General features: G+C 53.0%; 17 protein-coding genes and 1 tRNA gene. 13 read left to right on the plus strand and 5 right to left on the minus strand.

What is annotated here, in order from left to right; genetic code table 11:
* Positions 1-126: 126 nt before the first annotated feature.
* The 7 genes from aspA (at position 127) to JLG71_RS25515 (ending at position 8,104) form a co-directional block, all read left to right on the plus strand.
* Positions 127-1,563, plus strand: coding sequence for an aspartate ammonia-lyase (aspA, locus tag JLG71_RS25485; protein ID WP_004097898.1), 1,437 nt, complete (start codon positions 127-129; stop codon positions 1,561-1,563).
* A 118-nt stretch (positions 1,564-1,681) separates the two neighbouring features.
* The gene (locus tag JLG71_RS25490; protein ID WP_014227594.1) at positions 1,682-2,983 is read left to right on the plus strand and encodes an anaerobic C4-dicarboxylate transporter; all 1,302 of its coding nucleotides are present in this window, start codon (positions 1,682-1,684) and stop codon (positions 2,981-2,983) included.
* A 94-nt stretch (positions 2,984-3,077) separates the two neighbouring features.
* On the plus strand, positions 3,078-3,401 hold the full coding sequence (gene cutA / locus JLG71_RS25495) for a divalent cation tolerance protein CutA (RefSeq protein ID WP_004097896.1): 324 nt from the start codon (positions 3,078-3,080) through the stop codon (positions 3,399-3,401).
* The gene (locus JLG71_RS25500) at positions 3,377-5,146 is read left to right on the plus strand and encodes a protein-disulfide reductase DsbD (RefSeq protein ID WP_025107654.1); all 1,770 of its coding nucleotides are present in this window, start codon (positions 3,377-3,379) and stop codon (positions 5,144-5,146) included. Before cutA ends, JLG71_RS25500 begins: the two co-directional genes overlap by 25 nt.
* A gap of 35 nt (positions 5,147-5,181) precedes the next feature.
* Positions 5,182-5,757 (plus strand): transcriptional regulator, encoded by a 576-nt coding sequence (locus tag JLG71_RS25505; RefSeq protein WP_009653888.1) that lies wholly within the window; start codon positions 5,182-5,184, stop codon positions 5,755-5,757.
* A 68-nt stretch (positions 5,758-5,825) separates the two neighbouring features.
* Entirely contained in the window at positions 5,826-7,913 is a 2,088-nt protein-coding gene (locus tag JLG71_RS25510) for a DUF1176 domain-containing protein (RefSeq protein ID WP_032747584.1), read from the plus strand.
* Between the two features lie 115 nt (positions 7,914-8,028).
* Positions 8,029-8,104: transfer RNA gene (locus tag JLG71_RS25515), tRNA-Phe, on the plus strand.
* Between the two features lie 382 nt (positions 8,105-8,486).
* On the opposite strand, the gene JLG71_RS25520 is transcribed toward JLG71_RS25515, so the two are convergent.
* Positions 8,487-10,709 (minus strand): glycosyltransferase, encoded by a 2,223-nt coding sequence (locus JLG71_RS25520; RefSeq protein WP_148849494.1) that lies wholly within the window; start codon positions 10,707-10,709, stop codon positions 8,487-8,489.
* Between the two features lie 99 nt (positions 10,710-10,808).
* Here JLG71_RS25520 and JLG71_RS25525 point away from each other — a divergent pair, with 99 nt between their 5' ends.
* A complete protein-coding gene (locus tag JLG71_RS25525; protein ID WP_004097886.1) occupies positions 10,809-11,618 on the plus strand; it encodes a polysaccharide pyruvyl transferase family protein in 810 nt (269 codons plus the stop codon).
* Between the two features lie 35 nt (positions 11,619-11,653).
* Here JLG71_RS25525 and JLG71_RS25530 read toward each other — a convergent pair whose 3' ends face one another.
* The gene (locus JLG71_RS25530) at positions 11,654-12,289 is read right to left on the minus strand and encodes a hypothetical protein (protein ID WP_223852518.1); all 636 of its coding nucleotides are present in this window, start codon (positions 12,287-12,289) and stop codon (positions 11,654-11,656) included.
* 255 nt (positions 12,290-12,544) lie between these two features.
* Positions 12,545-13,132, minus strand: coding sequence for an NAD(P)H-dependent oxidoreductase (locus tag JLG71_RS25535; RefSeq protein WP_048262036.1), 588 nt, complete (start codon positions 13,130-13,132; stop codon positions 12,545-12,547).
* Between the two features lie 115 nt (positions 13,133-13,247).
* Here JLG71_RS25535 and JLG71_RS25540 point away from each other — a divergent pair, with 115 nt between their 5' ends.
* Entirely contained in the window at positions 13,248-13,844 is a 597-nt protein-coding gene (locus JLG71_RS25540; protein ID WP_025107665.1) for a TetR/AcrR family transcriptional regulator, read from the plus strand.
* 33 nt (positions 13,845-13,877) lie between these two features.
* Here the strand turns inward: JLG71_RS25540 and JLG71_RS25545 are convergent, their stop codons facing one another.
* Positions 13,878-14,660, minus strand: a complete 783-nt coding sequence (locus JLG71_RS25545) for a DsbA family protein (RefSeq protein ID WP_025107666.1) — start codon at positions 14,658-14,660, stop codon at positions 13,878-13,880.
* A 223-nt stretch (positions 14,661-14,883) separates the two neighbouring features.
* Between JLG71_RS25545 and JLG71_RS25550 the strand changes: the two genes are divergently transcribed.
* From JLG71_RS25550 to cbpM, 3 genes are all read left to right on the plus strand, one after another.
* The gene (locus tag JLG71_RS25550) at positions 14,884-15,564 is read left to right on the plus strand and encodes a TerC family protein (RefSeq protein ID WP_004097877.1); all 681 of its coding nucleotides are present in this window, start codon (positions 14,884-14,886) and stop codon (positions 15,562-15,564) included.
* 150 nt (positions 15,565-15,714) lie between these two features.
* Complete coding sequence (gene cbpA / locus JLG71_RS25555) at positions 15,715-16,635, plus strand: curved DNA-binding protein (protein ID WP_116280001.1); 921 nt, start codon at positions 15,715-15,717, stop codon at positions 16,633-16,635.
* A complete protein-coding gene (cbpM, locus tag JLG71_RS25560) occupies positions 16,635-16,940 on the plus strand; it encodes a chaperone modulator CbpM (RefSeq protein ID WP_004097873.1) in 306 nt (101 codons plus the stop codon). The genes cbpA and cbpM overlap by 1 nt, the downstream gene beginning before the upstream one ends.
* 135 nt (positions 16,941-17,075) lie before the next feature.
* Here cbpM and proP read toward each other — a convergent pair whose 3' ends face one another.
* Positions 17,076-18,578, minus strand: coding sequence for a glycine betaine/L-proline transporter ProP (proP, locus tag JLG71_RS25565; RefSeq protein ID WP_048262038.1), 1,503 nt, complete (start codon positions 18,576-18,578; stop codon positions 17,076-17,078).
* A gap of 539 nt (positions 18,579-19,117) precedes the next feature.
* On the opposite strand from proP, the gene JLG71_RS25570 reads away from it, so the two are divergent.
* Complete coding sequence (locus JLG71_RS25570) at positions 19,118-19,453, plus strand: zinc ribbon domain-containing protein YjdM (RefSeq protein WP_004097870.1); 336 nt, start codon at positions 19,118-19,120, stop codon at positions 19,451-19,453.
* Positions 19,454-19,512 lie beyond the last annotated feature (59 nt).

A 19,512-nucleotide genomic window follows, 5' to 3' on the forward strand; every position in this document is an offset into this window, starting at 1 on the left:
ATCATCAGCATATGATCGTGGGCACCGGGCCGATTAAGGAAATAATCTGCGGCCAGAAAATGCGCTAGATCCCATTAATTCTGCGTATTTGGTGAATTCATAGGCAGCTTGAAAGAGAAGGTTCACATGTTAAACAACATTCGTATCGAAGAAGACCTGTTGGGTACCAGGGAAGTTCCAGCTGACGCTTACTACGGCGTCCATACTCTGAGAGCGATTGAAAACTTCTACATCAGCAACAACAAAATCAGCGATATCCCTGAATTTGTCCGCGGAATGGTGATGGTGAAGAAGGCCGCTGCGCAGGCTAACAAAGAGCTGCAAACTATCCCCAAAAGCGTCGCCAATGCCATTATCGCCGCCTGCGATGAGGTCCTGAATAACGGCAAATGCATGGACCAGTTCCCGGTCGATGTGTTCCAGGGCGGCGCGGGCACTTCCGTTAACATGAACACCAACGAAGTACTGGCGAACATCGGCCTTGAGCTGATGGGCCACCAGAAAGGCGAATATCAGTATCTCAACCCGAACGACCACGTTAACAAATGCCAGTCCACCAACGATGCCTACCCGACCGGTTTCCGCATCGCGGTCTACGCCTCCATCCTCAAACTGATCGATGCGATTAATCAGCTGGGCGAAGGCTTCCAGCAGAAGGCCGTAGAGTTCCAGGACATTCTGAAAATGGGCCGGACTCAGCTACAGGATGCGGTACCGATGACCCTCGGTCAGGAGTTCCACGCGTTTAATGTTCTGCTTAACGAAGAGACCAAATGCATTCTGCGCACCGCGGAACTGCTGCTGGAAGTGAACCTTGGCGCGACCGCTATCGGCACCCGTCTGAACACCCCGGATGGCTATCAGCAGCTGGCGGTACAAAAACTGGCGGAAGTCAGCAACCTGCCGGTTGTCCCCGCGGAAGATCTGATCGAAGCGACCTCCGACTGCGGCGCCTACGTGATGGTCCACAGCTCTCTGAAGCGTCTGGCGGTAAAACTGTCCAAAATCTGTAACGACCTGCGCCTTCTCTCTTCCGGCCCGCGCGCTGGCCTGAACGAAATCAACCTGCCTGAACTGCAGGCGGGCTCTTCCATCATGCCCGCCAAGGTTAATCCGGTGGTCCCGGAAGTGGTCAACCAGGTATGCTTCAAAGTAATCGGTAACGACACCACCGTCACCATGGCTTCCGAAGCGGGCCAGCTGCAGCTGAATGTGATGGAACCGGTGATTGGCCAGGCGATGTTTGAATCTATCCATATTCTGACCAACGCCTGCTACAACCTGCTGGAAAAATGCGTCAGCGGCATCACCGCCAACAAAGCGGTATGTGAAAGCTACGTCTACAACTCTATTGGCATCGTCACCTACCTCAACCCGTATATCGGCCACCACAATGGCGATATCGTCGGCAAAATCTGCGCTGAAACGGGCAAAAGCGTCCGGGATGTGGTGCTTGAACGCGGCCTGCTGACCGCGGCGGAGCTGGACGATATCTTCTCTGCGCAAAACCTGATGCATCCGGCCTATAAAGCGAAGCGTTATACCGATGAAAGCGAACAGTAGGTTTTCCGATTAAACTAACCACGGGCATGTCAGCAATGACATGCCCTTTTTGTTCTTATTGATTTACTAAATTACAACAACCCAATATCAACTTGTTAATAAAACAAGGAAGGCAAATATGTTTGGTGCAGAACTCGTTATTGTCCTGCTGGCGATTTATCTGGGAGCCAGGCTCGGGGGAATCGGCATCGGTTTCGCCGGTGGCCTGGGCGTCCTCGTCCTGACCCTCGTGTTTCAAATTAAACCTGGCGCGATCCCCTTCGACGTCATCGAAATCATTATGGCGGTTATCGCCGCTATCGCCGCCATGCAGGTCGCCGGAGGGATGGATTACCTGGTCAGCCTTGCCGAACGTATGCTCCGGCGTCATCCCAAATACATCACCTTTCTCGCGCCGCTGGTCACCTGGTTTATGACCGTGCTTGCCGGAACCGGGCATACGGCGTTCTCAACCTTACCGGTTATCACCGAAGTGGCAAAAGAACAGGGCATCCGCCCCTCACGCCCGCTCTCCATTGCGGTGGTCGCTTCGCAGATTGCCATTACCGCCTCGCCGATTTCCGCAGCGGTGGTCTTCTTTGCCGGTATTCTCGAGCCCCTGGGCGTCAGCTACCTGACGCTACTGGCGATCTGTATTCCGGTTACCCTGATTGCCGTCATGCTTACCGCCATCGTCTGTAACTTCCTCGGCTGTGAGCTGAAAGACGACCCGATTTATCAGGAGCGGCTGGCAAAAGGGGAAGTCAAACTGCGCGGCAGCCAGGTTTTTGAACTGAAGCCGCACGCCAGACGCTCGGTATTACTGTTTCTGATCGGTATCGTCGCGGTGATGTTCTACGCCACCGCCATCAGCGATACCGTAGGGCTGATCCAGGATCCGGTCCTGCCGCGTAACGAAGCGATTGTGGTGTTTATGCTGACCATCGCGACGCTGATAAGCATCACCTGCAAAATCGACACCGGTGAAGTGCTCAACGCCAGCACCTTTAAATCCGGCATGAGCGCCTGCGTCTGCGTTCTCGGCGTCGCATGGCTGGGGGATACTTTCGTCAAAGCCCACATCAGCGATATCCAGACCGTGGCGGGCGACCTGCTGCACAACTACCCGTGGCTGCTGGCGGTGGTGCTGTTCTTCGCCGCGACCCTGCTATATTCCCAGGCCGCGACCACTAAGGCGCTGATGCCCGCCGCGCTGATGCTGGGCGTGAGCCCGCTTACCGCCATCGCCTCATTTGCCGCCGTCTCCGCCCTTTTCGTTCTGCCGACCTACCCCACCCTGCTGGCGGCGGTCGAAATGGATGACACCGGCTCCACCCGCATCGGCAAATATGTCTTTAACCATGCCTTCCTGATCCCCGGCGTCATCGCCATTACGCTATGCGTGATCCTCGGGTTTATTTTCGGCGGCATCATGCTGTAAATCTCTTCAAATTCGGGCCAGATCCTGGCCCGTTTCGTTAATCCTCCCTATCTTGCATGCTATAGTGCCTCTTTTCGCTGATACGAGGTTCACGATGACGATGCCTGATGCTGTTGTTGTACTCTGTACCGCGCCGGATGAAGCGACCGCCCAGGACCTGGCGGCCAAAGCGCTGGCGGAAAAACTCGCCGCCTGCGCCACTCTCCTGCCGGGAGCGACATCGCTCTACTACTGGGAAGGAAAACTGGAGCAGGAGTATGAAGTGCAAATGCTGCTGAAAACCGACCTTGCCCATCAGCAGGCGCTGCTGGACTGCCTGAAGTCCCATCACCCGTATCAAACCCCTGAACTTCTGGTTCTGCCCGTTATTCACGGAGACAACGATTACCTCTCATGGCTCAACGCATCATTACGCTGATCCTGCTGCTTTGCAGCACATCGGCCATTGCCGGCCTGTTCGACGCCCCTGGCCGCTCGAACTTTGTTCCTGCTGACCAGGCTTTTGCCTTCGATTTTCAGCAGAATCAACACGATCTTAATCTGACCTGGCAAATCAAGGATGGTTACTATCTTTACCGTAAACAGATAAAGCTGACGTCCGCAGATGCGGCGTTTACCGACCCCTCGCTGCCTGCAGGCGAATGGCATGAGGACGAGTTTTACGGTAAAAGCGAAATTTACCGCCAGCGCCTGACCGTGCCGGTCACTCTGACTCACGCCGCCGCCGGCGCGACTCTTACCGTGACTTATCAGGGATGCGCGGATGCCGGTTTCTGCTATCCGCCGGAAACCAAAATCGTGCCGCTCGGCAACGCGCTCGCGCGCTCCAGCAGCGATACCGCCGTCGGGCAACCCGGGCTGACCCCGCCTCTGCCGCTGGAAACGCGCCCGGCGCTGCCGGTAGAGTCGCCGTCCGACCTTCCGCCCCCCGCTGTGGACAATAAAGATGCCGCTCTCCCCTTTAGCGCGCTGTGGGCGCTCTTGATTGGTATCGGCATCGCGTTTACCCCCTGCGTGCTGCCGATGTATCCGCTGATTTCCGGCATCGTGCTGGGCGGGCAAAAACGCCTCTCCACCGCCCGCGCGCTGCTGCTGGCCTTTATCTACGTCCAGGGCATGGCCCTAACCTACACCGCCCTGGGGCTGGTCGTTGCCGCTGCGGGCCTGCAGTTCCAGGCGGCGCTGCAGCACCCTTATGTGCTGATCGGCCTGTCGGTGCTGTTTATCCTGCTGGCGCTGTCGATGTTTGGTCTGTTTACGCTCCAGCTGCCTTCGTCGCTGCAAACGCGCCTGACGCTGATGAGCAATAAACGCCAGGGCGGTTCACCCGGCGGCGTATTCGCCATGGGGGCGATTGCCGGATTAATCTGCTCGCCCTGCACCACCGCGCCGCTGAGCGCCATTCTGCTCTATATCGCCCAGAGCGGTAATCTGTGGCTGGGCGGCGGTACCCTGTACCTCTACGCGCTCGGCATGGGGCTGCCGCTGATCCTGGTGACCGTATTCGGTAACCGTCTGCTGCCGAAAAGCGGCCCGTGGATGGCCCACGTCAAAACCGCCTTTGGCTTTGTGATCCTGGCGCTGCCGGTATTTTTACTCGAGCGTGTCGTGGGCGAACCGTGGGGCCTGCGGCTTTGGTCGCTGCTTGGCGTCGCCTTTTTTAGCTGGGCGTTTATTACCTCGCTGGGCGGCACGCGCCCCTGGCTGCGTATTGTGCAAATAGTGATGCTCGGCGCCGCGCTGGTCAGCGCCCGTCCGCTGCAGGACTGGGCTTTCGATGCGCCGGTCGCGCAACGGCAGTCCCATCTCCAGTTTACCCGTATCCATAGCGTCGATGAGCTCAATCAGGCGCTGGCGCAGGCGAAAGGCAAACCGGTGATGCTCGACCTGTACGCCGACTGGTGCGTGGCCTGCAAAGAGTTCGAGAAATACACCTTTACCTCACCTGAGGTTCAACAGGCCCTGAAAGAGACCGTTCTGCTGCAGGTTGATGTCACCAAAAATAGCGCGCGGGACGCGGCGCTGCTGAAGCACCTCCAGGTGCTCGGCTTGCCCACCATTCTGTTTTTCAATGAACAGGGCGAGGAGCAGCCCGCGCAGCGCGTCACCGGCTTTATGGATGCCGCGGCATTCAGCGCCCATTTGCGCGATCGACAACCGTGAGCGACACTGTAGGAGGAATAATGGAGGAAAAGACCGTGCAACGTGAAGATGTCCTGGGTGAAGCCATCCAAATCCTCGAAATCGAGGGTATCGCTAACACCACGCTGGAAATGGTCGCCGAGCGCGTGGCTTACCCGCTCAATGACCTCAAACGTTTCTGGCCTGACCAGGAAGCGCTGCTGTACGACGCGCTTCGCTATCTCAGCCATCAGGTCGATGCCTGGCGCCGCCAGCTTTTACTGGACGAGTCGCTCAGCGCGGAGCAGAAGCTGCTGGCCCGCTACGCCGCGCTGACCACCTGCGTAAGCAACCATCGTTATCCCGGCTGCCTGTTTATTGCCGCCTGTACTTTTTATCCGGACCCTCAGCATCCGATCCATCAGTTGGCCGAGCAGCAAAAGCAGGCTTCGCTGGCCTATACCCATGAACTGCTTAGCCAGCTCGAAGTTGACGATCCGGCAATGGTCGCAAAGCAGATGGAGCTGATCGTTGAAGGCTGCCTGAGCCGACTGCTGATCAAGCGCAGCCAGACGGATGTCGATACCGCGCGTCGCCTGGCAGAAGACATTTTGCGTTTTGCCCAGTGCCGTATGGGCGGCGCCCTGACCTGATTCCGATATCTTAACCAATTCATCGCGCATATAATCCCCTCCTCATCGATATGCTGACAGGGTTTGATATGCGCTCTCTTCTTTGGGTTGCCATCATGGGGCTGTGTTCGACACCGCTCCTGGCAGCTTCTCCGCAAGGCTTTTCTTTCGCGCACAAAGACTGGGAGCTCGCCTGCGACAACACCGGGACCTGCCGAGCCGCCGGCTATGGCGCCACCATGGGCGAAGTCAGCGTTCTGCTGACCCGCAATGCGGGCGCGGCGCAGCACGTCATCGCTGTGGCGACTTTCGCGCAAACCGAACGCGATATCCCCCCTGACGCAACGGTAAATCTGTTCATTGACGATCGGGATAACGGCCCACTTGAGGCCGCCGACGAGAGCCACTTTCGCTTTGATGACACCCAAACGGCGGCCCTGATTCAGGCCCTGGAGCACAACGGCAAAATTGAGCTTGCCCTTAACGGCGAGCGTAAGACGCTCTCCGACGCGGGCAGCAGCGCCGTATTCCTGAAAATGGATGAGTTTCAGCAGCGTCTGGGCACTGCCGATGCGCTGTTACGCCAGGGCGACGCCGGTGATGACAATATTTTATCAGCCGCGCCCGCACCGGAAATTATCGCCGCACCGGTCATCCACAATGCCGCCACCGTAGCGCTGACGGCAAAGCAGCGGCAGAAACTCCGTCCCCAGCTCGTCCCTCTGCTAAATAGCCATTGCGACGACTGGCAAAACGCGGATATCCCGGCATCTGAGCGCCAGATCACCGCAACGCCGTTGGATAAAAGCCACACGCTGATTCAGGCGCTGTGCTGGCGCGCTGCCTACAACGACGGCTATGCAACGTGGGTGGTCGACAAGGCGTTTATGACCCAGCCTCAGCTGGTCACCACCGACGCCTCCAGCTATGCCGACGGCGTGCTCACCTTTTTCAATAAAGGCCGCGGTATCGCCGACTGCATCAGCGGTGAAGAGCGCGTCTGGGATGGCAAAACGTTTGTCCAGAGCCTGAAATACTCCACCGGCGACTGCCGGGAGATCGCCCCCGGCGGCGCGTGGATGCTGCCCACCTTTGTGAGCCAGGTTATCCCGAAGCAGCAGAAAGATGCCGATAACAACGCGCTGAAAGCGCTGTATAACGCCGTATTAAAGGAGCAGAAGGCCAATCCTGAACTGGATCTGAATAATATCGCCGAGCAGTTCCCCCTCAGCGGGAACGTCAGCCATTTTACGCTGACCTACGCGGACGACTCTCTGGTATCAACGACGAAGCCGTCCGCCGATATCAGCGATGATGAGTGGCAGGCGTTTCTCCAGTCCGATATCAGCGCCGACTCCGAAAACGGTAAAGTGAGCTTTACGCTGGTCGACCTCGACGGAGACGGTAAACGCGATTTAATTATCGACAGCTACGTTGGCGGCACCGGACTCTTTAGCTATACCGGGATACTAAAACGCAGCGACGACGCTTTTGCTGCGGTTAACAGCGATGATAGCGGCAATGGCGATGATTTTGACGCAGGCGTTCCGGGCGCGCTCTATTCTCTCAACGGCCGCGGCGCCAACCAGTGGAGTCACTGGGTGCGCATTAACGGCCAGGTTTATGCGCTCTGGTACAACGGCCAGTTTGGCGAAGACAATCTCTATCTGTTGCGCCCGTTTGGCCCCTCAGGCAGTACGCCGGCAGTGACAATCCGCTATCGCTACACCCTTAACGACATTCGCTCGCCGGAAAAAGACCAGCCTCTGACGCCCGCGCTGAATGAGCGGGAAAAGTCAGACCTGCTGAAGTCGCTGGAAGTGATGCAGAGCAACCTGCTCAAGGATAAGCCACAGAGCGACAATGACGCGCCAATTTGCCCTATTCCTCCGGGCACATCATCCGACGACGCGGAAAACTACTATAGCGGGGTAGCGTCGAACTATATCTATGAAACCGTGGCATATATCCCGGTCTGGCTGAACGATAAATGTTTTATCGGCACCATCTTTAGCCACCACGGCGCCTATCGTCACGGCGTCGATGCGGAAATCACGATCAGCTCGCCGCGCGATGACGAAGACATTGTTGGCGACTACGCGATTTCTGGATTACGCCGCGCTATCTCGGTGACCAGCGGCTGGAAAATCCGTGAAGGCGACAACGGTATGATGTAATTTTCAGCAAAAAAGCGTCTTCAGGCGCAGAATTGCCGCAAACTTAAGCAACCGGTAGATAAATCGAGAAATTTGATTGACGCCGCGTACGGATTACGGTTTAATGCGCCCCGTTGCCCGGATAGCTCAGTCGGTAGAGCAGGGGATTGAAAATCCCCGTGTCCTTGGTTCGATTCCGAGTCCGGGCACCACTATTCAGAGAACCCAGCCTATGGCTGGGTTTTTGCTTTTCTGCGGCCGGACTCTCCATCGAACTGCGTTCGATTATTCGCCGCACGGCGGCTCACCCCTTCGGGGCCAGCGCGACAAGCGCGCTGTTCAACGCCTGCGGCGTTAGTCCGAGTCCGGGCACCACTTATTCAGAGAACCCAGCCTATGGCTGGGTTTTTGCTTTTCTGCGACCGGACTCTCCATCGAACTGCGTTCGATTATTCGCCGCACGGCGGCTCACCCCTTCGGGGCCAGCGCGACAAGCGCGCTGTTCAACGCCTGCGGGGTGAGCTGAGTGCGTCGAACAATTAAACTTCATTAAAACTCTTTTTTGCGGAGCCCTTTCGAGCTCCGCGGACGCTGCTATTTCAACAGGGATTTAACTTTCCCCCCCACCCGACGAACCAGACTTCTGCCTCTGTTGGCGCCCTGAACATGAATGGCTTCATAAAGGGCATTAAAGCGGTCATGGGCCCAGCCATCTCTTTGCTGGGAAATAAGACCATCAATCTTATGATTTAAAAGCTGCAGTTCATTGCTGACAGAGTGGCCGCCATTGATGCTACGCAGTCGGCTCACCTCGCTCTCAAGCTCATGAATTTTTTCGAGATAAGCAGGAATCAACCCCATCGCATAGTTATATTTCACATTTTCATCCATAAATGGACGGAAACTACGATAGTTATTTTTGCTCTTATTTCCGCTTAACAACATTCCGGAGTTTGCTACTCTGTACCAAAATAGCGGTTCAGGAACGAGCTGCAGTTTATAGCCTTGTAAGGAGACTTTCGCAAAAAACTCCCAATCTTCATGGCCTAAACCATAATCTTCAGTAAAACCACCGATATTGTCGAAAGCGTCTTTGCGAATAAGGGCATTAGCATCGCCAAAGCAGTTGCTAAAGCTGGCGATATTTAAATCCGGGCCTAACGGCAGCCAGCAGTGCGTCATTTTACGGAACGGAGAAGGGAACTCTTCACCAAAAATAAGATCGCTTGGGGTGGTTAACACATCGGCCCCGGAGTTTAATGCTGCCGTGACAAATGTCTCAACCTCAAAAGGTTTAGCGACATTATCATCGTCCATAAACATCAGATATTCACCGGAGGCGTGTCGCGCAGCCAAATTTCGCGCTGCGCCCAGGTAGTTATTAGAACTACGGATGATTTTCCAGCCTCGAGCGTTAAAATCGTTCTCGATAAGGTTCAAATAACGATGAGATTCTTCTTTTGTACTTCCATCATCAACTAAAATGACTTCAATATTTTGATACGTCTGCGTTTTAATTGAGGCAATTGCCTGCTGGAGCAAATGGTGACGATCGAAATGAGTGATACACACGCTAACTAACGGGCGATTCGATTCATCTATTTTCTTGAAAACGCAGTTATCTTTTCGCTCAATAGCGGCAAACCACGCTGCCTGGATATTTTCCTGTGACTCAACCAGCCCAGGCTTGATATTTATATTTTTTAAGCGATAGTGGATTTTACCGTACAAATCAACCGGCGTTGGGGTAAACAGAACCTCAGCATGATGCTCTTGCGGAATCAGTTCTGGAATTCCTCCGACGTTTGAGGCGAGGAAGTTAACGTTATTAACTAGGCACTCATAAACTGTATACGGAGAGTTTTCAACGAGCGATGGGATGATGACTAGTACATTTTTTCTTTTTATATATTCATTAGCATTAGTACGATCGTAATCGCTGATGATATTGACTGCCAGCCCCAGATTTTTGGTCTGGTTCATGATATAGGTAAAGGAATCAATTTTACCCAGCGTGACATTCTTCCCGAGGAAGGTCACACCAGAGATCGTCTCTTTGTCTTCGTCAGAGAGTTTTCTTAATGCGCGCAGGAAGATATCGAGCCCTTTACGGGTTTCAAGCCGGCCGAAAAATACAAGCTCAACGCCTGAAGCGGGTGTTTCATTTGTTTTTACGACAACATCACTTCTCGTCTCAAACCCTTGAAATGGCTCACAATTTAAAATAACGTGGCGTTCTTCAGGAACATTCCAGTGTTTACTCAACATCCAGTCAATTAAATACTGAGAAGGACTAACGACTTCATCAGCCATCTCAACAACCATTTTCTCCATATAATAGAGTTCAAGATGATTCTGATCATATGGGAGCTGGTAATTACCTTCATCAGCCCATAATGTTGAGCTATGAGTATTGACAATGAATTTTGTATTCTCAAAATCAGTGCCATTCTTTTTACTTAATAAAGCGTAATACAGATCTGCCTGCCATTCACAAGAAATAATAGTGTCGTAGACATTATTTTCTTTCAGCCAGAGCAGAATTGAGTAACTTTTTCTTCTAAAATAAGGCGCATCAATATTAATCTCTTTTACCAGACCGGTACTTAGCAGATTAATACCAAAGGTGCTATAAATACGTGACCAATCGCTAAAAGTTGATGCAGAAGACTCCGAATAGTCACCACATGTATACAATACATCGACATCATAACCCTTTTTTGCCAAAGTAGTGGCAAGGGCAGTGAAAGCAGTACCAATGCCGCCGTTACGGACAGGCCCCTCTATGTCCGGCGTCATTATAAGAACTTTTTTCATTGTGATCTTTCCTTAGTAACCTAGACTTTTCTATAATAATGAGTGAGTTGAAGTAATATTAAGATAGCAATCAATAGCTTCTGTTAAACAGGATAAAAAATGACCAGTGCAGAGTTAAAATTTGATTTATTTCTAAAATCCTATCATCCATCTCATCGATTTGTCTATAAGGCAAACCCCGGTAACGCGGGTGATGGCGTGATTGCATCGGCAACGTACGACTTTTTCGAACGAAATGCGCTTACCTATGTTCCTTACAGGGCCGATGAGCGCTACAGCGCTGATACTGATATTTTAATTTTTGGTGGCGGAGGAAACCTCATAGAAGGACTGTACGCTGAGGGCCGCGATTTTATTCAAAGTAATATTCACAAATTTCACAAAACGATCATTATGCCTTCGACCATCAGAGGGTATAGCGATTTATTCACTAATAATATAGATAAGTTAGTTGTCTTTTGCCGAGAAAATACCACTTTCGATTATATAAAATCTCTCAGCTATGAACCAAATAAGAACGTATTCATTGCTGATGACATGGCATTTTATCTCGATCTTAGCCAGTACCTGTCTCTTAAACCTGCCTATAAACAACAGGCAAACTGTTTCAGAACAGATTCAGAGTCTCTGACAGGAGAACATAAAGAAAACAATCATGATATTTCGCTCACGTGGAATGGCGACTATTGGGATAATGAATTTCTGGCACGAAACTCTACCCGCTGCATGATCAACTTTCTTGAAGAGTATAAAGTTGTAAATACCGATAGACTTCACGTGGCAATTTTAGCCTCCCTGCTGGGAAAAGAAGTCAATTTCTACCCTAACTCATACTACAAGAATGAAGCCGTTTATAATTACTCGCTGTTAAATCATTACCCAAAAACGTGCTTTATTACTACCAGCTAAAAAATGCAGCGTATATTAATACGCTGCAAAAAAATTCACATAACCTTTACAGCATTATCAATTATTGCCTGCCAGCCTTCACGCGAGTATTCATTTGCCCGGCTATAGTCGGCAAATCTATCGATTGCGCCAATAAAAAGATTATCAGTCACTTTCTTGATTTCACCTGGAGCTGAACTTTCCACGTTACTTTTCACGTAAAGTATTTTACTGTTACCGTGCTTCTTAAACTCTTTTGCTAAAGCGAATACTATATCATCAAGATTATTGCCATTGCTTTTTACGACAAAAATTTTATTGTCATCAACAAGGCTTTTCTTAAATTTGCTTATCAGGTAATTAATCTTCTCTACTTCTTTTTTATAAATAAGATCATTTTCCTGTTCAGAATAACGCCAGACCCAGCCATCATTTTTATTATCGCTATACATTTCAGTATGAAAACAAATATCATACTGCTGATCAAGCACCATATCCTGCCAGGATGGGGTCAGGTTTTCATAGACATACAAACCAGCAAAATCAGATTCTATTAGTTTTAGAAGAGCATGATAGTTTTTTATTAAAGTCCAACGAAACAAGCTGCCTTCATCATAACCTGACTCTCTGAGAAAGAAAGCAAACTCACAATTATCACCGAGACTTTCGAAACGCTGTAATTTATTCATCATTGTTTTCCAGAAGGGGAACCGGAGGATTATACAATAAGGTACCTCTGGCTAACACCAAAAATGTCGTCAGATGCCGTCCGCGCAGGGCAACATAACGCGGTGAAAACATGGCATATTAGCATGACGCCCCCTCGTGAGATTATCGCGCGTTCTGTCCCGATATGACGCATATAACCCATTGATAATATATTTTTTTCAGGCCGGGCCCGGATAAAGCCGCCCGGCGGAAACCCAGGCTCGGGAGCGAAGCGAGCCTCAGGCAAACATCTTTCTTCCCAGCTGGCGCCCCGCCTCCAGATGCGCCTCCGCCGTTTTCAGGTCCGGCAACAGCAGCATCTGCGAACTGGCTACCGTCGCCCCGCAGTAATCAAAAATCCCGTGGACAATCTGCGCATTAAAAGCATCGGTAAATCCGTGCTTGTCATACGTTTGTTGACTCGCTGCGCCTAATGCCACCAGATGCACCCGCAGGCGGCCCAGCTTCTTCACGACATCGCCGTCGGCGGTCTCCTCATAGGCCCAGCCGTTTGAAAACACGCGGTCAACCCAGCCCTTTAACAGCCCAGGCATCGACCACCAGTAAACGGGAAAAACCAGCACCAGCGCGTCGGCGTTATCAATTCTGGCCTGCTCGGCCATCACGTCGGGCGGCGTGTCGCCGGTTTGCAGAAATGCGGCGATATCCGGCTCGGCAAATACCGGGTTAAAGCCTTCCTGCGTTAAATCCGCTATGTCAGCCGTATGCTGCGAGGCGGATTCGGCAATTCCTTGCGCAATCGCCGTTGCTACGCTGTGAGTCAGCGACGTCTTGAGAGGATGAGAAACCACGATTAATGCATGCATGACGGATACCCCAGTTGCGCTATAACGATATTGGACGTAGTCTTATATACCAACAGTAACCTACCATTAGTAAGTTACCTTTAGTATATTAATATGTCAACGGGAGAATGTTTCCATGTCTGAACCACTCGTACGTCAGCGTTTAACGCGAGAAGAGCGGCGCAAGCAGCTGATTGATGTCGCCTGGCATATTATTCGGCAAGAAGGGACCGATGCTCTGACGTTGGGTTATCTGGCGACGCAGGCGGGCGTGACTAAACCCGTGGTTTACGATCACTTTGACAGCCGTTCAGGGCTTTTCGCGACGCTTTATCGCGAATACGACCAACGCCAGACGGCGCGAATGGATGAGATACTGCGCAATACCGAACCGAATGCGGAGAAGCTGGCCTCGGCGATCGCCAACGCCTATATCGAGTGCGTGCTGCTTCAGGGGCGCGAGATGCCCAGCGTCATGGCCGCGCTGGCCGGGACGCCAGAGCTGGAGAAGATCAAACAAGAGTGCATCGCCGCCTTTACCGGAAAATGTCGGGACTATTTTTCGCCGCTTTGCGAGAGTGAGAATCTCAGCGAGGCGGCCATTCTCGCCATGCTCGGCTCCGCCGACGGGCTATCGGCCGCGGTAGTGAACGGCGTCATCACGGAGCAGCAGGCTAAAGATGAGCTCTTTCAGGTGATTATGTCGATGCTGCAGCGCTGCTGTCATCGCTAAATCGCGCCCGCCGTCCGGCGGACGCGTTGATTATCAGCCGCCCGCTTTCTTGATCGCCGCATCCAGCGAGGCTTTATCCGCCAGCCCCGGGAATACGGTGATCGTCGCTTCCGTGGCGCCGGTAGTCGGCATCACGATAACGCCCGGCGTCCCGCTCAGGCCAATTTCCTGCGCCAGCTGATTGGTGCTTTCCAGTACCGGCTCAACGTCCGCCGCTTTCTTCGCGTCGAAATTCACTTTCTTCGCCTGCTGCTGGATGTCGGCAGCCGTCAGCTTGCCTTCGTTATGTCCGGTGGAATAGATCCCGTTATGGTAGGTCAGATAAGCCTCTGCGCCCTTCTGCTGATAAATCTGCAGGCCGGTTTTGGCCGCTTCAAGCGAGGTTTCCCAACGGCTGCCAAAAATCGGCCACTCTTTAAAGGCAAAGCGGGTCTGCGGGTGCTCTTTAATCACCTGCTCCATTACCGGCGCCAGACGACTGCAGTAAACGCACTGATAATCAAAGAATTCAATGACGGTGACTTTGCCCTCTTTCGGGCCGTAGGTTGGCGTATTTTTATCCTGGGTCAGCGCAGCCGCATTCTTCAGTACCGCCTGGGTCGCGGCGCTGGCCTGCTGCTGTTGCTGAATTTGCTGTAGCTTCTGGCTGGCCTGCAGCAGCACTTCCGGATGCGCGACTAAGTAATCCGCGGCGATTTTGCCAATACGGGCCTCTTGTTCAGGCGTAAAAGTCGGCGCATCAGCAGCGGTCGCCATAAGCGGAAACAGGGTAGCGCCGATAAAGGCAAATGTGAGTAAATTCTTATGGCCGGGCATGTAGTTAGTCCTTGCGATAGGTGAACGGCAGATGTATTTCTACGAACAAAATATCATCCTTTGCCTGCGAATCATTGCCGGACCATGCAATGATTGGTAACGATATTTTTCAATCACTCGCTGCGCGCGGTCTCTCGGTAAGGTGGCCAGAGTGCCCTAACGAGAGTACGCTTCGCCCCTGCGTTTTTCTGTAGGTTCTCTTTTTTGGTTCGATGAGTTGGGTATGAATGCGTTTTTCAGTCAGTGGGACGTGGCGGTTATTCTGCTGCAAATTATTGCTATCGATCTGTTATTGGGTGGCGACAACGCGGTGGTGATCGCGATGGCCTGCCGTAAACTGCCGCCTCAGCAGCGTACCAAAGCGATTATCATCGGCACCGTCGGCGCAATAGCGGCGCGCGTGCTGCTTTTAGCTATCGCGATCTATTTACTCTCATTGCCGTGGCTTAAAGTGGTCGGCGCGCTGATGCTACTGTGGATTGGCATCAAGCTGGTGACCAATCAGGAAGAAGAGAATGATGTCAGCAGCTCCAGCAGCCTGTGGCGTACCGCGGTCACCATTACCGTTGCCGATGTCATAATGTCGCTGGATAACGTGCTGGCGGTGGCCGCCGCCGGAAAAGGCCATCTGCTGCTGGTCGCGCTGGGCGTATTGATCAGCATTCCGATTATCGTCCTCGGCAGCAAGCTGGTGCTGGCTATCCTCAACCGCTTCCCGTCCGTGGTGATGCTGGGCGGGGCGCTCATCGGCTGGATAGCCGGTTCCATGATGGTGACCGATGTGACCATCGTTCATCTGTTCCCCAACGCGCCCGCCGCGCTCCCCGTGATGGGCGGAGCCATTGGCGCCGCCCTTGTGCTGCTGGAAGGGTTGCGCAGAAACCGCCGGCGCTCCAGCGAATAGCTGGCGTTCACGCTTGGCCGCCGTCAATCCCGACGGCGTCAAGTTTGCGCCATTTTTCCCCCACATCCGCCCTCATTTGCCCTACGCTTAGTAAAGACACCTGATCCAGGGATCTGTAACCATAATATTGCGCATAAATGAGATAAAACCATGGAATTAAAGGATTATTATGCCATTTTAGGGGTTCAGCCAACGGACGATCTGAAAACCATTAAGACCGCCTATCGCCGTCTGGCACGTAAATACCACCCCGATGTCAGCAAAGAAAACGATGCCGAAGCCAAATTCAAAGATCTCGCCGAAGCCTGGGAAGTGCTTAAAGATGACCAGCGCCGCGCCGAATACGACCAGCTCTGGCAGCACCGTAACGATCCGCAGTTTGGCCGTCAGCAGCAGCATTCCCACGAGCAGAGCTATAGCCAGCAGGACTTCGACGACATCTTCTCCTCCATGTTTGGCCAGCAGGCGCACCATAGCCGCCGCCAGCACGGCGTCCGCGGTCATGACTTAGAGATAGAAGTCGCGGTATTCCTTGAGGAGATCCTGGCCGAGCAGACGCGCACCATCAGCTATAAGCTGCCGGTTTATAACGTCTTTGGCATGGTCGAAAGCGAAACGCCGAAAACCCTGAACGTGAAAATTCCCGCGGGCGTCGTCGACGGCCAGCGGATCCGCCTGAAAGGCCAGGGCACCCCTGGCGAAAATGGCGGCCCTAACGGCGACCTGTGGCTGGTGATTCATATCGCCCCGCATCCGCTGTTTGATATCGTCGGACACAACCTTGAAATCGTCCTGCCGCTGGCGCCGTGGGAAGCAGCGCTAGGCACCAGGGTCACTATCCCGACGCTGAAAGAGAGCATCCTGCTGACCATTCCGCCGGGCAGCCAGGCCGGTCAGCGGCTGCGGGTGAAGGGCAAAGGGCTGACCAGCAAAACCACCACCGGCGACCTGTATGCGGTGATCAAAATCGTCATGCCGCCAAAACCAGATGAGAAGAGCCGTGAGCTCTGGCAGCAGCTGGCGGATGCACAATCCAGCTTCGAGCCGCGTAAGACATGGGGGAAAGCCTGATGGCTAAGATAACAGTGACGTTCACGATTACCGAGTTTTGTCTCCACACCGGCCTTTCCGAAGAGGAGCTTAACGAGATTGTCGGCCTCGGCATGATCGAGCCGCGCCAGCCGCAGCGGGAAAACTGGCTGTTTGACGATAGCGCGGTGACCATCGTTCACCGCGCCGTACGCCTGCGCAAAGAGCTGGAGCTGGACTGGCCGGGCATCGCTGTGGCCTTAACGCTGCTGGACGAGAACGCGCGCCTGAGCCGCGAAAATCAAATTCTGCAGCAGCGGCTGGCGCGCTTTCTGACCCATAGCTAAGCCGTAGCCCGCCCGCTTCCTGTAGCACCGCCCGGTCCTTACCGGGCCCGGGCGGTCCGCGAATGACCTCAGCTCAGGACATAAAAAATGCCGCCGGGGGAAGCCCGCGGCGGCATGAGTTACCAGCAAAACGATTTAGTCGTTGATGCGCGGATGCTGCTGCACCAGACGAGAACGTTTTTCCTGCAGGTCGGCGATTTCCTGATCGATATCTTCGATTTTATGTTCGATGTTATCGTAGTGCTCGCCGAGAATTTCTTTCGCTTCCTGAATATCCGAAGCCGCTGGCGTCGCCCCTTTCAGCGGACGATTGGCGGTCTCTTTCATCGACAGGCCGGTAATCAGACCAATCAACGCCACCACCATCAGATAGTAAGCCGGCATCATCAGGTTCTGCGTGCTTTCCACCAGCCACGCCGCCAGAGTCGGCGTCAGACCGGCAATCAGCACCGAGATGTTAAAGGCGCTGGCCAGGGCGCTAAAGCGGATGTGGGTCGGAAACATCGCCGGCAGCGACGAGGCCATCACCCCGATAAAGCAGTTCAGCACCACCGCCAGCAACAGCAGACCGGCGAAAATCAGGCCAAGGACGTTACTGTTAATCATGATAAAGGCCGGAATCGACAGCGCGAACAGCGCCACGCTACCAATCAGGATGAACGGACGACGGCCAAAACGGTCGCTGAGCATACCGATAACCGGCTGAACGAACAGCATCCCGACCATGATGGCGATGATGATCAGCACCCCGTGGTCTTCAGAATAGTGCAGGTTATGCGACAGGTAGCTCGGCATGTAGGTCAGCAACATGTAGTAGGTCACGTTGGTGGAAATCACCAGACCGATACAGGTCAGCAGGCTACGCCAGTGTTTGGTCGCAATCTCTTTGAAAGAGACTTTCGGCCCATCCTGCAGGCCCTCGCGGTCGCCCTGCTCCATTTTATCAACGTGCTGCTGGAACGCCGGCGTCTCTTCCAGCGCATGACGCAGATAAAGACCGATAATCCCTAACGGCAGCGCCAGGAAGAACGGAATACGCCAGCCCCAGTCGAGGAAGTTCTCTTCGCCCACCACGCTGGAAATCAGCACGACTACGCCCGCGCCCATGACAAAACCGGCTATCGAACCGAAGTCCAGCCAGCTGCCCATAAAGCCGCGTTTACGGTCAGGCGAGTACTCTGCAACAAAGATAGAGGCACCGGTATATTCGCCGCCCACCGAGAAGCCCTGCGCCATTTTACACAGCAGCAGCAGGATCGGCGCCCAGATACCAATCGTGGCATACGACGGAATAAGGCCGATACAGAATGTACTTATCGACATGATAACGATGGTTATCGCCAGAATCTTTTGTCGACCGTATTTATCGCCCAGCATCCCGAAGAACAGGCCGCCTAATGGACGAATTAAGAAGGGAACCGAGAAAGTACCGAGCGCGGCAATCATCTGCACGCTGGGGTTGGCATCGGGGAAAAAGACCTTACCAAGCGCATATGCAACAAAGCCATATACCCCAAAATCGAACCACTCCATCGCGTTACCCAGCGACGCTGCGGTAATCGCTTTCTTCAGTTTGCTATCATCAATGATGGTCACATCCCGAAGCGTGATGGGTTTTACTTTTTTCCTTTTAAGCATAATTATCCTCTTTTGCTCTCGCCTTGAGCGCACGAATCTCCGCCGAATGACAAGGTCATTCGCGTCATGCGTTGGGAGCGGCGAATTGCTGTGCTCCACATTTCAAGCGTAGCAGGTTTGCCTGCACTGTCTGCTGACAGTCCGTACAACCGAACCTGTTGACGCCTGCTCTGGCCATAATGAAATAAGCGGTACGCTAATAAGTGTAGTGAATTTGCGTTCTCGCCTTTTTACCCTAACAGCGTTTAAATTTGGGATCAACTTCACAAAAATTTACCTACCCTTAAACAGAGTCATCCAAAAGCAATAAGTTCAATGAATATTGGAACTTAGCGATACATTTCCGGAAATATCCTGCGCTTTTTATGAAAATAAGCCCGCCAGGCCTCACGATATATATCCTCTTTCTCCGCTGCGATAAGTCATAAAAAAGGCCCGACAAAAGTGCGGGATTGCGCTATAATCAGCATTACTTTCGGCTATCAGCCGCCATTTAAAGGACCAACGTCCTGTTTTACCCAGTAATCGCGAGGAACGTCATGCAACTGCCACACTGCCCAAAATGCCATTCTGAATACACTTATGAAGACGGCGGCATGTTTATCTGCCCGGAATGCGCCCACGAATGGAACAATGCCGAGCCTGCGGACGATAACGACGCGCTGGTGGTCAAAGACGCCAACGGTAATTTACTCGCTGACGGCGACAGCGTCACCGTGGTAAAAGATCTGAAGGTTAAAGGCAGCTCTTCGATGCTAAAAATCGGCACTAAAGTGAAGAATATCCGCCTGGTTGAAGGCGATCATAATATTGACTGTAAAATAGATGGTTTTGGCCCGATGAAGCTAAAATCCGAATTTGTTAAAAAGAACTGATTTTATTCCCCCGACGCCCGTTGTCGGGGGGAAATATATTTTCCCGTGGCCTCCCGGAA

The sequence above is a fragment of the Klebsiella michiganensis genome (assembly GCF_015139575.1).
GTDB lineage: Bacteria > Pseudomonadota > Gammaproteobacteria > Enterobacterales > Enterobacteriaceae > Klebsiella > Klebsiella michiganensis.